Below are 17278 nucleotides of genomic sequence, written 5' to 3'. Positions count from 1 at the left end.
GAGTCTTTGATTAATTCTGCTTATTTTTAAGAGAAGGAACAGCACATTTGAAACTCGTTAAATTCACAAAAAAAGGTATTTATTGCATCCCTGGGAAATTTTATTTAGATCCGTGGTTGCCGGTAGATTATGCCATTATTTCTCACGGACATGCCGATCATGCGCGACGTGGAAATAAATTCTATTTGTGTCAAACAGATTCCAAAGCCATTCTTAAGCATCGTTTGGGTGCTGATATTCACGTGGAATCATTAAATTATAATGAGCCTAGAATAATCAATGGGGTTCAGGTGAGCTTTTTCCCTGCCGGACACGTTATAGGTTCAGCCCAAATTAGATTGGAATACAAAGGATTTGTTGTGGTTTTTACGGGCGATTATAAAGTGAAGGATGATTATATAACCGTTCCGTTTGAACCTATTAAATGTCACGAATTTATTACCGAAAGCACCTTCGGACTTCCCATTTATAATTGGCTAAGTGAAGCGCAATTACAACAACAGATGCATGATTGGGTGCAGAAAAATCAAGCGCATAATAGAACTAGTGTATTTTTAGGGTATTCTCTGGGTAAAGCCCAACGGCTGATGAAACTTATGGAAGGTGTGGATAAAATATTTGTGCACTCCGCCATCCATAATTTAAATACTGCCATTCAAGGTTCCGGCATTCCGCTTCCGGAAACAGAACTCCTGAACTATGACTTTAAGAAGGAGGACGTTCAAAATAAAATAGTCATCTTACCCCCAGGTTTATTGGGATCAAAATTAATCAAGAAAATACCTAATGCGGCTACCGCTATTTGCTCTGGTTGGATGCAAATTAGAGGCAATAGACGTTGGCAAGCTGTAGATGCAGGTTTTGCAGTAAGTGATCATGCAGATTGGAATGGACTTCTATCTGCAGTGAAAGCAACTGAAGCTGAAAAAGTCTATGTCACCCATGGCAGTCAAGCCACATTTTCCAAATATTTAAATGAAATAGGGATTTCATCTGCGGAAGTGAAAACAGAATACGGCACGGAAGAAGAAGAGGCAGAACTAATCACAGAAAAAACCGTTAGCCCATGAAGCATTTTTCTGACCTTATTAGCGCCATTGAAATCACTAATAAAACCAATGCAAAAATTGATGCCTTGGTCGATTATTTAAAAATTGCTCCCGAAAAGGATAAATTATGGCTGATTACTTTGTTTACTGGCAAGCGCCCACCGCGTCCCGTTAAAACGACGCTCATGCGTCAATGGTGCTTAGAAATTACGGGACTTCCGGAATGGTTGTTTTTGGAAAGCTATAGCAGTGTGGGCGATTTAGGCGAAACTATTGCCTTAATGTTACCCGATCCCAATCATCATATCGATAAATCCTTAAGCGATTGGATGACCGAACTAAAAGCTCTTAAGCCAAAATCTGATGCAGAAAAAAAAATATATGTGCGCCATGCTTGGTCTGGATTGCAAGTGCAAGAACGGCTTATTTTCAACAAGTTGATTGGGGGAAGTTTTAGAATTGGGGTGTCTAAAAAAACTTTAGTAAATGCCTTGTCGAAATATTCAGGTATTGATGCCAACCAACTCATGCATAGTATTATTGGTCACTGGGATATTGATACCATTAGCTTTGACGACCTCGTTAATGGGGAGCATATTAATTATGACAATTCCAAACCGTATCCATTTTGCTTGGCCTATTCCTTAGAAAAAGAATTGGCAGAATTGGGACAACCTGAGGAGTGGCAAGTGGAATATAAATGGGACGGCATTAGAGGGCAAATCGTTAAACGCAACACTGAGATTTTTATCTGGTCTAGAGGTGAAGAGTTGGTGACAAGTCAATTTCCTGAACTTGTAGCGCTATTGGAAAACTTTAAGGAAGACTTTGTTATTGATGGTGAAATTCTTGCGCTCAAGGATAACGCTGTATTGTTATTTAACGATTTACAAAAACGTCTCAACCGGAAAAATGTCAGTAAAAAGATGCTTGAGGAGGTGCCGGTCGGATTTTATGTGTATGATGTTTTGGAATGGAATGGCGATGACATTCGTATGCAACCCTTACAGTACCGGAGGCAATTATTGGAGCAGCTATTAACTTCGAATAGCGCCCATGACACCCTTGTTATATCAGAAATTATAGAATTTACACATTGGAATGAACTGGATGCTATACGCAATAAAGCTCGAGAATTTAACAGCGAGGGCTTGATGCTAAAGCAGAAAAACTCGCCCTACCATACCGGCAGAAAAAAAGGCGATTGGTGGAAATGGAAAGTAGATCCGCTGACCATTGATGCCGTGATGATATATGCGCAAAAGGGGAGTGGCCGCCGCAGTAGCAAATACACCGATTATACCTTTGCGGTTAAAAAAGATGACGGTTTAGTAACCGTAGCGAAAGCGTATTCGGGCTTAACCGATAAAGAAATCACAGAAATTTCGAGATTCGTCAATAAGAATGCTATTGAGAAATTTGGACCCGTACGAACGGTCAAACCGGAGCTTGTGTTTGAAATCGCTTTTGAAGGGATTGCGTTTAGCAACCGCCATAAATCTGGCGTAGCCTTACGGTTTCCACGTATCTTAAGGTGGCGCCGTGATAAATTAGTAGAGGAGATAGATACCATTGAACAAGTTAAACTTTTAATCACCAATCCAAATTGAAAAACGTTCAGGATTCACAAGGCTATCAGATTATTGCGGATTGGATGCACGAGAAAGGGCAGAAGCCGTTCGATTTTCAATTGCAAACTTGGAACCAATATCATAATGGCTATAGCGGTATGGTGGTGGCACCAACGGGTTTTGGGAAAACATTTTCAGTGTTTTTAGCCGTTGTGATTGATTATTTAAACCAACCTGAAGCCTATAAAAAAGGGATGAAACTGTTATGGGTAAGTCCATTGCGCTCCTTGGCAAAAGATTTGGCCAAAGCTATGACCACTGCTGTGGAAGAAATTGGCTTGGATTGGGAAGTTGAGGTCCGAAATGGCGACACCCCACAAAAAGACCGTCGGCGTCAGGAACGTTTGATGCCGGATGTATTGTTGACCACTCCCGAAACGTTACACATACTTTTTTCTCAAAAAAACAATTCACGATTCTTTAAAAACCTCAATTGCATTGCCATTGATGAATGGCATGAACTTTTAGGTTCCAAACGGGGCGTGTTAACTGAATTGGCGATTTCAAGATTATTGACGCTATCTCCAAAAATTCTTATTTACGGCATCACCGCCACCATAGGAAATTTGGACGAAGCACAAAAGGTCTTGATTCCCTATGAGCATATAAAAACTAAACGCATCGTTGCCAAGGAAAAAAAGAAAATAGAAATCGTCTCAGTTTTGCCGGATGAAATTGAAGTCTTGCCTTGGGCAGGGCATATGGGTGTGAAAATGGCCGCCAAAATAATTCCCATAATATATGAGAATAACACCACGCTTATATTTACGAATACCCGAAATCAGTCGGAGATTTGGTACCAACAAATTTTAAAAATTGAACCCGATCTGGCGGGTCAAATTGCCATTCACCACGGGTCTATTGACGCAGAGTTGCGGAATTGGATTGAAGACGCTATTTCTGAAGGACTTTTAAGGGCTGTGGTCTGTACATCATCATTAGATTTGGGCGTCGATTTTAAACCTGTAGATTGTGTCATCCAAATTGGATCGCCAAAAGGCATTGCCCGATTTATGCAACGTGCCGGTCGTAGTGGGCATTCGCCATATGAAACTTCAAAAATCTATTTTGTGCCCACGCATTCATTAGAATTGATTGAAGCTGCAGCTCTAAAACAAGCGGTAAAAGACAGACGTATTGAAGCACGGGAACCCATGGTGCTCACTTTTGATGTGCTGATTCAATATATGGTGTCTTTGGCGGTTGGTGAAGGATTCAATGAAAAAGAGTTGTTCGCTGCCATCCAAAAAGTGCATGCCTTTCATTATATGACCGAAGAGGATTGGCGCTGGGCCTTACATTTTATCACCGAAGGTGGGAACACCTTGAAATCTTATGAAGAATACCATAAAGTCATCATTGACGATGATGGATTATACAAAGTGAAAAGCAGACGTATTGCGATGTTGCACCGTATGAATATTAGTGCCATTGTCAGCGATGCCATGTTAAAAGTAAAATTTTTCTCCGGAGGTTATATTGGGATGGTGGAAGAGTATTTTATTTCCAAATTAAAACCTAATGATCATTTCATTTTGGCGGGGCGTGTTTTAGAAATTGTCACCATCAAGGACATGACGGTTTTAGTAAAACGCAGCAAACGGAAATCGGCCGTAACGCCAAGTTGGTTGGGCGGACGCTTGCCTTTGTCGTCTTATTTAAGCCATTATTTACGCGAGAAACTGTCAGAATCCTTACATCCTAAAACAACTGAAAAGGAACTTAAATTTTTACATCCGCTGATTTCGCAACAAGAAAAGTATTCGCACATTCCTGAAAAAGATGAGTTTTTAATTGAACTGATTGAAACGAAGGATGGACATCATGTATTCATGTATCCTTTTGAAGGACGCTTGGTTCACGAAGTGATGGCGGCATTAATCGCTTATCGATTAAGTTTGATAAAACCGTTGACCTTTACCATCGCTATGAACGATTATGGTTTTGAATTGTTGAGTGACCAATCCATTCCCATTGATGAACACACTATAAAAGCAATTCTGTCAAAGGAAAATTTGATGGAAGATGTTATTGGAAGTATCAACGCTTCAGAAATGGCCTCGCGAAAATTCCGTGACATTGCGGTCATTTCAGGACTCGTTGTGCAAAGTCAGCCCGGAAATCGGAAAAACAATAAAAGTTTACAGTCGTCTTCGGGACTTATTTTTAGAGTATTGGAAGACTATGAACCTCAAAATTTACTGTTGCGACAAGCTTATACTGAAGTCTTTAATCAGCAGTTGGAAGAAGTGCGTTTAAAAGAAGCATTTGAACGGATCTCTAAAAGCAAACTTATTCTTAAATTTGCAAAATCTTTTTCACCTTTAAGCTTCCCTATAAAAGTGGATAGTTTACGTCAATCGCTTACCAGTGAAGATCTGGATGCACGAATCCGACGTATCCGTGATGAGGTGATGAAGCAAACCCAGCTATGACCATTATTACCAAAGACATTTCGGTTCAACATACCACCTTAACACTTACCAATCAGCGCGCGCTATATTGGGAAACTGAGGCTACATTAGTGGTTTCTGATTTGCATATCGGTAAGACTGCACATTTTAGAAAAGCAGGCATCGCTATCCCGTCCGCAGTTTTGGATACAGATTTAAAGCGTTTGCAAGCATTGATTGACCGTTTTAATGTGCGTACCATCTTGGTGGTTGGCGATCTTTTTCATGCGGAAAACAATACTGATATTGATCAATTTCAGACTTTTATCCAAAAGAATGCCTCCATCACTATTGAGCTTATCAAAGGTAATCACGACCGACTAAAAGATAGTTTTTATGAGGCTTTGGGAATTTCTGTTTTTAAAACGCATAAAGATGTTGGGGAAATCAGGTTTGTTCATGATGAACAGCATTGTGAACCAACCGTTTTTTGTGTTTCAGGACATACGCATCCTGGTGTTACCATTAAAGGCCGAGGGAAGGTATTTATTAAACTGCCCTGTTTTGAAGTTTCTGAACAGCGCTTAATCTTGCCAGCATTTAGTGAATTTACAGGACTCAATACTAAACGTACCGTGGAGGCTTCCGTATGCTATGGATTTACTGAAAAATCATTATTTGAGCTATGATTTCTATTTAATGCGCTCCCTATTAATCTCATTTTTAGCTATCTTTAATCTTTAAAATTTATAAAGATGAAAAATATTCTTAGAGCGCTTCTTGCAGGTTGGGGAGCAAAAAAAGTTGGCGGTGGAAAATGCGGTTGCATTGGTACCATTGTAGTGTTTATAATTATCTATGTTCTACTAGGACCAGTATTTAATTTGTTCTAAGTCGAAGTAGGCTTAAATAACACTACAACTTTTCAATATAGCATCAGCTGAATGGCCTTAAATGTAGAAATGCATTTATCAGATCATTCAGCTTGATTCGTTTTACTCAATTTTTTTACAGACTATCAAAATTTTCTCATTATCATCATTCGTGGTAAAGAAAAGATACTGATTTCCACCATCTTTGATTTTAAACGTTTTGCGAATATTTTGCACCGTTTCAGGGAAATTACGCGTGGTTATATTCGCCTTTCCAATGGCTAATGCTTTGATCTGTTTTTTGTTGTAAGGTACTATTTGAAGTATTTCAAAAGCTCTCCCAGGAAATTCAACTAAAGTATCGCTGGTATAGAGATGCGAATGTTTATGAAGTTTTTTAACAGGTAATCTTTTCGTTAACGCATTGAAGCCTCCCGATTTAAGAATGGCTGAATTTGGTTCATATAGATAGGCAAGCGGTTCACTCAATTCCGCTTCTACGTCAGATTCTTCATGCATAAAGAAATTGAAATGTTCAGCATCTTGTGTTTTCAAATTAGTGGTTGCTATTTCAATTTCGGCCTGAAAACCGTGCTCTAAAATCCACAATAATTCTTTAACCTCATTATTTACCGCTACTACGTGAATGGTTTTAACAAACTCCAGTTCATTTAAACCTACTGTAAGATCTAATAAGGGTGAAGTTTTAATCATTACATTTTTGGAACGGGACCAAAGCAATTTAAGATGTTCCGGAATATTTGGTAAACAATCTTTTAGAAAGAACACCTTTCCTTTACTATCATGACGTCTTGATGGATCAACATAAATCCAATCATAAGTCGATTTGGAGTTTTGTAGCTGCGATAATCCATCGTTTGCGATGCAATTAACATTAGACACGTTTAATGTCTCAAAATTATAGCGAACGATGCTACTTAGCGCTTCATTCCATTCACAATGCGTCACGTCTTGAAAATGATTTGCAAAAAAATAAGCGTCCACACCAAAGCCTCCAGTGAGGTCAATAAGGGTGTTCCCTTCAATTAATTTCGATTTATAATCTGCCGTAACTTCAGAGGAAGTCTGTTCAATATTTAATTTATTGGGAAAATAGATTTTAGGTGTTTGAAACCATGTTAGTAGCTTCTTTTCGCATTTATTCTTTGCCTCAATCTGCTCAACCACTTCCTGAACCGATACTTTTGTGAATGGAACACCTTTTAAAATCAGTGCAGTGGCATCAGTTTTAAGGTTGTTATTGATGAATTCTTGAACATCAAGATCTAAAATAGCTGCATTCATTAAAATCGGTTTACCGCGAAATTATCAAAAAGAAACTACAGGTCCTTCGTTAAATGCTTTACAATTTTATATTCTGACAAAAATTCTTTGGAAATTACCTTCAGCGTGGTATAAACAGGAACAGCTAAAATCATTCCTGGAATATTGAACAAGAGACCACCGCAAATAATTACGATAAACACTTCTAAAGGATGCGACCGAACACTATGGCTAAAAATAATAGGCTGGGATACAAGATTATCAATGAGTTGAGCAACGCCAACACCAATCAATACTTTTACAAGTAGCGGCAATAAATCTGATGAAAAATCCGCTCCTAAATTATTCGAAACTACAACCAAAATCATAACAACACCGCCAAGAAGTGGTCCTAAATAAGGAATAATGTTAAGCATGGCACAAATGATAGCAATGGCGAGTGCATTTTTAACATCCAAAATCATGAGTAATATCAGGTAGAAAACGGCCATTATTGTGGTTTGAATCATCAGGCCAATAAAATATCGCGATAATAATTCTTTCGATTTCTCTAAAACTCTCAAAAAACGACGTTCTTTTCCTTCCGCTGCAAATACGGCCACTGCATTGGAAATCATCCGTTCATCTTTCAATAGAAAGAACGATATAAACAACACTGAAAAAAGCCCAACTATAAAAGAGGTGATGTTGTTTACAAAAATATCTACAAAACTTTCTATGAATTCAGAATCAAATTCCTTGACAGAATCCGTTCGTTTTATGGCTTCAATAATATTTATCTTCTCAACACCTATATATTCACTGGCTTGAATGTTCAACTCATTCAAATCCTTTTTAACCATCTCAAAGTCAATTTCTGAAATATTCTTGCTCTGTTCTAATATAATCGGAACAAAAATCCATAAAATGAGAGTGAAAATCCCTCCAATTAATAATAAGGTAATAAAGGACGAGAGGTTTTTACCCAGCTTGAGTGTGTTTTTAAAAAAGTAGACAACAGGTCTGAAAACAAGTGAAATAACGCCCGCTATAAAGAGGTAGAGTATGAGCGACTTTATCTGATAAAGAAAATATAAGAGTAAAATAATGCCGAATACAACGACAATTGTTTGTAAAAGCCCCTTAGATATAGTGTTCGATTTCATGTTTTAAATTTAACCAAATTTAGGATGTATTTGCAATAAACTTTAACGGTTTCCAAAATATTGCTATAGCATATCAACCCAAATTATGCGCCGTGCATTTGCCTTGTAATTTCATAAAGCGCGATGCTCGTTGCCTGCGCAACATTCATACTACTATTTTGCCCGAACATTTCTATGTGCGTGATGTGGTCAGATAGCTCTAAACAAGCGTCAGAAATCCCAAAATTTTCATCGCCCACAAGTAAAGCAATTGGCTGATTAACCTCGAATTTCATGTTGTCAATTGGTGTACTATTCGATGTGATTTCTAAAACTACGATTTGATAGCCTGCATTTTTGAGTGTATTTAAGGTGTCCAACGTGTCCTCCTGATTTTCATAATTCACGTATTTTTCGGTAGCACGTGATGTTTTTGTCATTTTCCTCCCCAGTGGAATCGGACTACCGCAAAATATAATCTTATCTATCCCAAAGGCATCCGCGGTTCTAAACAGACTTCCAATATTGGGTGCATTGGTCACATTATCACAGACTAGAATAATCGGAAACGATTTTTGGTTAAATTTAGAGGTGTAATGGGTGAGTTGCATGGGATTTACGATTGTTGATTGATGATTGAAGATTGTTGAATTATTATGATGGCTAAACAGTTATACCGAATCAGTTTTCAAAAACGTACTTTATTATGTTAGCGCCCATTTTCAAAGCTTTTTCTCTAACTTCTAAAGGGTCATTGTGGACTTCTTCATCTTCCCAGCCATTCCCTAAATCGCTTTCATAGGTAAATAATAAGACGAGTCTTTCGTTTTCAAAAATCCCAAATGCTTGTGGTCTTTTGCCATCATGTTCATGAATTTTTGGAAGACCTTCAGGAAATCTATATGCGGCGCTAAAAATAGGATGTGTTTTTGGCAATTCAATCAGTTCCTTATTTGGGAATACTTTTTTAAGTTCTTTTACGATATAAGGTTCCATCCCATAATTATCGTCAATATGTAGGAATCCGCCGGAAATGAGATAATTTCTGAGGTTCTCAGCATCATTTTCGTTGAAAAATACATTGCCATGACCTGTCATATGAATGAATGGGTATTGAAAAATATCTGGACTATCAGACTCGACGGTTTGAGGTCTAGGATTTATTTTAGTGTTGATTGTTGTGTTGCAATACGAAATCAAATTGGGTAACGACGTGGGGTTTGCATACCAATCGCCACCACCTTTATACTTTAACACAGCAATGTCTTGAGCGTCCATTAGCATAACTGAACACATGCTAAAAAGGAATATAGTAAAAAAGCGTTTAGACATGTTGAGGCTCATTTTCATATTTTCAAAAATAGAAATAAAAATGGTGTAAAGGTTGCTTATGTTCCTAATAAAAAGGATTTCTAATTATGAATTTCAATATCGAGAATGTGCGAATAGATAGTCGATAATAATCTATTTTAATTCAAAATATAAACTGTCAATATATTGAATTACAATAGTTTATATGAATTAATCTAAACTATTTATTCATTAGAAAACACAACACTATGACATGCTACAATTGCTGCCGTTTCGGTCCGTAAACGTGTATTTCCTAACATTACCGGTTTAAATCCTGAAGCTATAGCGGAAGAAATTTCCTTAGTACTGAAATCGCCTTCAGGACCTATTAAAATAAGGACATCTCTCTTTGGTTCTAAACTTGTTTTAAGTGATTTTCGATCCGTTTCTTCACAATGCGCAATGAATTTTTGTCCGATAAAATCTGTGGTTATAAATTCATTAAACGGAATAGCTTCATGTAGTTCCGGCAAATAGTTGTGTAAAGATTGTTTCATTGCCGATTGTAAGATTTTTTCAAATCGGTCAATTTTGATCACTTTACGCTCACTATGGTCACAGATAATAGGAGTGATGGTGTCGATCCCGATTTCGGTCGCCTTTTCCAAAAACCACTCGTAACGATCGTTCATTTTTGTAGGCGCGACAGCCAAATGGATTTTATAATCGCGTGGCGGTTCAAAAGATTTGGATAAAATGGTCGCCAAGCATTTTTTCATATCTGCTACAGTAATTTCAGCAACAAACAACCAGCCTTTGCCATTGGTGATTTGAAGCTGATCGCCACCATTTTTACGGAGTACTTTTACAATATGCTTGCTTTCTTCCTTAGAAAAGGAAATCTCAGTGGTATTTTCGTCAATAGTCGGATTGTAAAACAGCTGCATAAAGTAATTTATAGAATTTTATATTTTGAGACGTGATGAAGCCGTCACACTTTGCTCGGCAAAATCACCTTCCAAATATTTCAAATAGCCTACAATTGCAATCATTGCGGCGTTATCTGTAGTAAATTCAAATTTAGGTACATAAGTAGTCCACCCAAATTTGGATTCCCCATTTTTTAAAGCCTGTCTGATGCCTGAATTCGCTGAAACACCACCACCAATAGCAATATGGGTGATACCGGTTTCTTTAGTTGCAAGTTTCAACTTATCAATCAAAATACCGATAATGGTATATTGAATGGAAGCACAAATATCATTTAAATGCTCTTCAATAAAATTAGGGTTGGCTTTTGTCTCTTTCTGAATAAAATAAAGAATGGCCGTTTTTAGACCTGAAAAACTAAAATTAAGCCCATCAACCTTAGGTTTAGTAAACTTAAAGGCTTTTGGATTTCCTAATTTAGCACGTCTATCTATTTCTGGTCCTGCAGGATAACCAAGTCCGAGTATTTTTCCGCTTTTATCAAAGGCTTCACCAACGGCATCATCAATAGTTTCGCCAATCACCTCCATATCAAAATAGGAATTCACCTTAACAATTTGAGTGTGTCCTCCAGAAATGGTCATCGCCAAAAACGGAAAAGGAGGTTTTTCAAATCCTTCTTCATCAATAAAATGTGCCAAAATATGGGCTTGCATATGGTTCACATCAATCAGAGGGACATTAAGACCATATGCCAAAGACTTAGCGAAGGAAGTACCAACTAACAACGATCCCATCAATCCTGGGCCGCGTGTAAAAGCAATGGCCTTCAGTTGATTTTTATCAATATTAGCCCTTTTTAAAGCCTGATCTACAACAGGTACAATGTTTTGCTGATGTGCCCGAGACGCCAATTCTGGAACCACCCCACCGTAAGCTTCATGAATACTTTGGCCCGCCACAACATTGCTCAGGATTTTGCCGTTAAGCATTACAGAGGCTGCTGTATCATCACAGGAAGACTCAATAGCAAGAATATAAATATTTTGTGTAGCCATTAGTTAGAATTGGGCACAATAATTGTTAATTTTGGCTTCAAAGTTATAACTTTTAAAACGTATCAAAAAACTTTTAAAAATAGCATCTAAAATTGTAGCGATATTTCTATTGCTATTCATCATTTTGGTGCTGATTCTCTCTATCCCACCAGTTCAAACTTTCCTTGGAAAAAAGGTCACCCAGCGGATTAACGATACTTACGGAACACATATTTACATTCAAAAAGTGGCGCTTCAATTAAACGGCGATGTAGAACTTAAAGGTGTTTTTATTGAAGATTACAAACAAGACACCTTAATTGGTATTGACGAGCTGAATACTTCCATCCGCAGTTACAGGAATCTTATCAATGGAAAATTGGTTTTTGGCGATATTGATGTTCATGGTTTAACTTTTAATGTCAGAACGTATTTAGGGGAAAATGAGACCAATTTAGATGTGTTTGTAGAGCGTTTTGCGGAAGATAATCCATCTAAAACAAGTGATTTTTTATTGTCGTCCAGCGATGTTTCCATTTATAATAGTGTCTTCAGAATGATTGATGACAATAAGGAGACTCCAAAAATCCTTGAGTTTAACAAGCTTAATCTTAATGCCACAAATTTCCTGATTAATGGCAGTAACGTCAGTGCGCGTATCAACACGTTGACGTTTAGGGATAGTAGAGGATTGACGATTCAGAATATGATGACCGATTTTGAATACACATTGGAGTATATGACCTTTGCAAATCTGTCCATAAAAACACCGAAGTCCTTTTTGAATGGTGAATTGACCTTTAAATATAAGAGGGAAGATTTTATAGACTTTACCGATAAAGTTGAAGTCATAGCCACTTTTAGGGATTCTAATGTAATGCTGAACGAATTGAATACGTTTTACAACGAGTTTGGTAAAGAAGATCATGCACAGTTTAGTGTCAATTTAACGGGAACACTGAATAATTTGAACATGAATAACCTCAGACTCAATACCAGCAGTCAGACTAAAATTTATGGGGATATCAATTTCAAAAACTTATTCAACAGTGAGGAAAATACGTTTGCAATGGATGGCAATTTCAGTAATCTATCTTCCAATTACTACGATTTAAAATCCCTTATGCCTAATGTACTCGGCGCTTCAATGCCAAGTATTTTTTCAAAATTGGGTGGATTTACAATTTACGGGCATACTAAAATTACCTCTACTGATATTTTTGCTGATTTAAAGATTAATACGGCGCTCGGTCATATTGATTCTAGGTTGAATTTATTACGCTTTAATGATATTGATAATGCAAGTTATAAAGGAAATATCATCGTTGAGAATTTCAATGTAGGCGAGCTATTAAATGATCCTAATGTAAAAGAAACCAGTTTTGATTTAGATGTCGATGGGAAAGGCTTTACGCTCGAAAACTTAAAAACGAACGTTCAAGGTCAGGTATTCAACATCAATTACAACAACTACAATTATAGAAACATTGACGTTGCAGGCCAATTAGGGAATAAGGTGTTTAACGGGAACTTGGTATCACACGACGAAAATTTCAAGTTTAGGTTTAATGGGTTAGCAGACATGTCCAAGAAAGTCAGCTCTTTAGATTTTACGGCTGATGTAGAATATGCCAACCTTAAAGAGATGAATTTTGTGCAAAAGGATAGCATGTCCGTATTTATGGGTACCATCACCATGGATATGGATGGTTCAACCATTGACGATGCTTACGGAAAGCTCACCTTTAGTAACACAACATATATTAACGAACACGACTATTACTACTTTGAGGATTTTGAAATCGTATCTCGTTTTGAAGAAAAGGAACGCATTATTGAAATCAATTCCCCAGATATTGTTCAAGGAACCGTTAGCGGCATCTTTAAGTTTAAGGATATTGGCAAGTTGGTAGAAAATTCAATAGGTAGCATTTACACCAACTATGTGCCGCATAAAGTGTTGTCTGAACAGTATTTGGACTTCAATTTTACCATTTACAACAAGATTGTAGAGGTCTTTTATCCTGACTTGGAACTCGGCAAAAACACATCGCTAAAAGGCCGAATTGAAAGTGATGAGCGCGGATTTGATTTAACCTTCAATTCGCCTCAAATAAAATTACTGGATTATTTTGCCAATGATATTCAGATTACTGTAGATAATAGCAATCCATTATATAACACCTATATAGAAGTTGATTCCATAAATACTAACTTTTATAATATTTCAAAATTCAGCTTGATTAATGTGACCGTTAGAGATACGCTGTTTATCAAATCTGAATTTAATGGTGGAAAGGAAAATAAGGACCAATTCAACTTGAGTTTGTTTTATACCATAGATAAGGACAACAAATCGGTAGTTGGTTTTAAAAAATCTGATGTCATCATAAAAGACAACAAATGGTTTATCAACGAGCAAAAGAATCAGCTTAATAAAGTCGCTTTCGACAGACAATTTAGAGAGTTTAATATTTCAGAGGTTATATTTAGTCATCAGGATGAAGAAATTCAGTTATCTGGAGCGTTAAGGGATTCCACATACAAAGACCTCAAGTTAAGCTTTAAGGACGTTGATCTCTATAAAATTACACCAACCATAGACAGCCTATCTTTTGGCGGAATTCTGAATGGGAATTTAGATGTGCTCCAACAGAATGGTGTTTACGTCCCGAATTCCAATGTAACCATCGAAAATTTCCAATTTAATGAGTATTTATTGGGTGATTTGAAAGCAGATATCCTAGGGAACCAATCACTTACAAATTATGAAGTCGATCTATTTTTACGAAATGACAACTTAAAATCATTAGATGCAAAAGGAAATATCGATGTTAGTGCCAATAACTCAAGTATCAATTTGGATATTGATTTTGACGAGTTCGATTTAGAGCCACTAAATGTTTTTGGAGCCGATGTCATCAATAATATAAGAGGGCTGGCGTCAGGAAATGTGCAGGTTACTGGTGATTTGAAAAAACCACAAATAGAAGGTAAATTAATCTTAGACAATGCCGGGATAGCAATTCCATACTTAAATGTGGATTATGCCTTCGACTTTGATACGGAAGTCACCCTGAAAGACCAACGTTTTATTTTAGATGACGTTGTATTTACCGATTCAGAATTCTTTTCAAAAGCGACCTTGAATGGGTATATGTCCCATCAAAATTTCTCTGATTGGAAGCTTGGTTTAGACATTGCCACCAACAGATTACTGGTGCTAAACACTGATGATGCTGAAGACGCACTCTATTATGGTACCGCTTTTATGAATGGTACAGCACGAATTTTTGGACCAACAGACCAATTGGTTATTGAAGTAGATGGTAGCACATCTCAAGGTACGGTGTTCAAGATTCCTTTAAATGATGTGGAAAGTTTTGGAGACAACTCTTACATCCATTTCTTAAGTCCTGAGGAGAAAGCAGCGCGATTGAACGGAGAAATTATTACTGAAACCCAAGTAAAAGGCCTGGAGCTTAAGTTTGATTTAGATGTGAACCAGAATGCAGATATCGAGATTGTAATTGACAGAAGTTCAGGAAGTACCATTCGTGGAAACGGAGAAGGAAACCTTCTGTTTGAAATCAATACGAATGGGAAGTTTAAGATGTGGGGCGATTTTTCTGTCTTTAAAGGTATTTACAACTTCTCCTATGGTGGGTTGATTCAAAAGGATCTTGTCGTGGAGCCAGGCGGAAGTATTATTTGGGAAGGCGATGCCTTAAAAGCACAAATCAATCTGAAGGCTGTTTATAAAACGGAAGCCAATCCTTCCATATTATTAGACAATCCTATCAACAGAAGTATTCCTGTAAATGTAGAAATCAGTCTGACAGGGCAATTGGAACAACCTACGCCAGATTTCGCCGTAACCTTTCCTAATGCGAGTTCAACCGTAAGATCAGAATTGGAATACCGATTGGAAACTAAAGAAAGTAGAGAGAATCAAGCATTATTTTTACTGGCTACCGGATCATTTGCAAGTGAGCTAAGTTTAGGACAACAAGCTTATGGAACCATCGCAGATCGTGTGAATAGTTTGTTTAACAGTTTGCTGTCCAGTGATGATGATAAGCTTAAATTGGGCTTGAATTTTCAGGCAGGAGAACAAACACCTGACTATAGAACTGATGACCGTTTAGGGTTGACCTTAAGCACTAAAATTAGCGATCGTGTGTTGTTTAATGGGAAAGTGGGAGTGCCAATTGGTGGCGTCAATGAAACGGTGATTGCTGGTGATGCTGAGATAGAACTCTTATTAAACGAAGACGGAACTTTATCGGCTAAGTTTTTCAACCGAGAAAATAACATTCGGAATTTCGGTGAAGAAATTGGCTATACACAAGGAGTAGGTTTATCCTATAACGTAGAATTTGACACCTTTAGGGAGTTGCTGAAAATAATATTCTCTGGGAAGAATAGAAAAAAAGAAGCGCTCATTGAAGAGGAAAAATCGACCGTTACTGAAGAAAACCCACTTTCTGATTTCATTAAAATGAAGGTCAGAAAGGAAGAAGAAGAGAATTAGTCCCGATTTTTTTCTTACAATTTCCAATTAGTTATTAACGAAAACGATTGAATTTCAGTCGCTCGTTGAAAATATGACTAATCCTGCCTTTTTTATAATATATGTTTAGTAGTTTTACTATTCTAACAAATAAATAAATGTCAAATAGCATAAAAAAAATTGGGGTAATGACCTCAGGAGGTGACTCTCCTGGAATGAATGCAGCCATTCGTTCCGTTGTCAGAACCTGCGCTTATCATAACGTTGAATGTGTTGGAATCTATCGTGGTTACGAGGGTGTAATGGAAGGCGATTTCAAACCGATGGATGCACGTAGTGTAAAAGACATCATCAATAAAGGCGGCACGATTCTTAAATCTGCTCGTTCAAAGGAATTCAGAACCCCTGAAGGACGTAAAATCGCTCATCAAAAGCTCACAGATGCCGGCATACAGGCGTTAGTTGTTATTGGTGGAGACGGTACCTTTAACGGTGGATTGGTTTTTAATGCAGAATATAATTTTCCAATTATAGGAATTCCAGGAACTATTGATAATGATATTTTTGGAACCTCACATACGCTTGGTTTTGATACCGCTTTAAATACTGTTGTAGAGTGTATCGATAAAATCAGGGATACAGCAAGTTCACATAACCGTTTATTTTTTGTGGAGGTTATGGGACGTGACGTTGGCCACATTGCATTGAATGCAGGTGTTGGTGCTGGTGCCGAAGAGATTTTGATTCCTGAAGAAAATTTAGGTCTTGAGCGTCTTTTGGAATCGTTACAACGTAGTAAACGTTCTGGAAAATCATCAAGTATTGTGGTGGTTGCAGAAGGTGATAAAATTGGTAAAAACGTTTTCGAACTTAAAGATTATGTGGAAGCCAACTTAGACGAGTATGACGTAAGGGTTTCCGTTTTAGGCCATATGCAACGTGGTGGGCCTCCATCATGTTTTGATCGTGTATTAGCCAGTAGAATGGGAGTAAAGGCTGTAGAAAGTCTGTTGGAAGGCAAATCCAATTTTATGGTAGGTCTTCTCAACAACAAAATGACCTTAACGCCATTAGAGCAAGCGGTTAAAGGTAAATCTCAAATCAATAGAGAATTATTGCGCGTTTCTGAGATTATGTCAACGTAATATTTAT

Annotated in this window: 13 protein-coding genes; 7 read left to right on the top strand and 6 right to left on the bottom strand. The window is 37.4% G+C overall.

Annotated features, from left to right (window positions below):
* Nucleotides 1-47 precede the first annotated feature (47 nt).
* The 5 genes from Q0947_RS03275 to Q0947_RS03255 all read left to right on the top strand — a co-directional run bounded on the left by Q0947_RS03275 (nt 48) and on the right by Q0947_RS03255 (nt 5966).
* Nucleotides 48-1070, top strand: a complete 1023-nt coding sequence (locus Q0947_RS03275; protein ID WP_299391363.1) for a ligase-associated DNA damage response exonuclease — start codon at nt 48-50, stop codon at nt 1068-1070.
* Entirely contained in the window at nt 1067-2659 is a 1593-nt protein-coding gene (locus Q0947_RS03270; RefSeq protein ID WP_299391360.1) for an ATP-dependent DNA ligase, read from the top strand. The genes Q0947_RS03275 and Q0947_RS03270 overlap by 4 nt, the downstream gene beginning before the upstream one ends.
* Complete coding sequence (locus Q0947_RS03265) at nt 2656-5115, top strand: ligase-associated DNA damage response DEXH box helicase (protein WP_299391358.1); 2460 nt, start codon at nt 2656-2658, stop codon at nt 5113-5115. Before Q0947_RS03270 ends, Q0947_RS03265 begins: the two co-directional genes overlap by 4 nt.
* Complete coding sequence (gene pdeM, locus Q0947_RS03260) at nt 5112-5762, top strand: ligase-associated DNA damage response endonuclease PdeM (RefSeq protein WP_299391355.1); 651 nt, start codon at nt 5112-5114, stop codon at nt 5760-5762. Before Q0947_RS03265 ends, pdeM begins: the two co-directional genes overlap by 4 nt.
* A gap of 66 nt (nt 5763-5828) precedes the next feature.
* Complete coding sequence (locus Q0947_RS03255; protein WP_299391352.1) at nt 5829-5966, top strand: hypothetical protein; 138 nt, start codon at nt 5829-5831, stop codon at nt 5964-5966.
* Nucleotides 5967-6068: 102 nt separating this feature from the next.
* On the opposite strand, the gene Q0947_RS03250 is transcribed toward Q0947_RS03255, so the two are convergent.
* The 6 genes from Q0947_RS03250 to tsaD form a co-directional block, all read right to left on the bottom strand.
* Nucleotides 6069-7250: a class I SAM-dependent methyltransferase gene (locus tag Q0947_RS03250; protein WP_299391350.1), complete on the bottom strand. Its 1182-nt coding sequence runs from the start codon at nt 7248-7250 to the stop codon at nt 6069-6071.
* Nucleotides 7251-7285: 35 nt separating this feature from the next.
* On the bottom strand, nt 7286-8374 hold the full coding sequence (locus Q0947_RS03245) for an AI-2E family transporter (RefSeq protein WP_299391347.1): 1089 nt from the start codon (nt 8372-8374) through the stop codon (nt 7286-7288).
* A gap of 83 nt (nt 8375-8457) precedes the next feature.
* The gene (locus tag Q0947_RS03240; protein WP_299391344.1) at nt 8458-8964 is read right to left on the bottom strand and encodes a TrmH family RNA methyltransferase; all 507 of its coding nucleotides are present in this window, start codon (nt 8962-8964) and stop codon (nt 8458-8460) included.
* Between the two features lie 70 nt (nt 8965-9034).
* A complete protein-coding gene (locus Q0947_RS03235; RefSeq protein WP_299391341.1) occupies nt 9035-9685 on the bottom strand; it encodes a DUF4159 domain-containing protein in 651 nt (216 codons plus the stop codon).
* A gap of 203 nt (nt 9686-9888) precedes the next feature.
* Entirely contained in the window at nt 9889-10593 is a 705-nt protein-coding gene (locus Q0947_RS03230) for a 16S rRNA (uracil(1498)-N(3))-methyltransferase (protein ID WP_299391338.1), read from the bottom strand.
* An 18-nt stretch (nt 10594-10611) separates the two neighbouring features.
* The gene (gene tsaD / locus Q0947_RS03225) at nt 10612-11634 is read right to left on the bottom strand and encodes a tRNA (adenosine(37)-N6)-threonylcarbamoyltransferase complex transferase subunit TsaD (RefSeq protein WP_299391335.1); all 1023 of its coding nucleotides are present in this window, start codon (nt 11632-11634) and stop codon (nt 10612-10614) included.
* Between the two features lie 109 nt (nt 11635-11743).
* Here tsaD and Q0947_RS03220 point away from each other — a divergent pair, with 109 nt between their 5' ends.
* A complete protein-coding gene (locus Q0947_RS03220; protein ID WP_299391332.1) occupies nt 11744-16147 on the top strand; it encodes a translocation/assembly module TamB in 4404 nt (1467 codons plus the stop codon).
* 137 nt (nt 16148-16284) lie between these two features.
* On the top strand, nt 16285-17271 hold the full coding sequence (pfkA, locus tag Q0947_RS03215) for a 6-phosphofructokinase (protein WP_299391329.1): 987 nt from the start codon (nt 16285-16287) through the stop codon (nt 17269-17271).
* The last annotated feature ends 7 nt before the right edge of the window (nt 17272-17278 follow it).

The organism is uncultured Gelidibacter sp., from assembly GCF_947500795.1.
GTDB lineage: Bacteria > Bacteroidota > Bacteroidia > Flavobacteriales > Flavobacteriaceae > Gelidibacter.
Note: the sequence above shows the minus strand (reverse complement) of the source record. Positions and strands in the feature narration are given on the sequence as shown.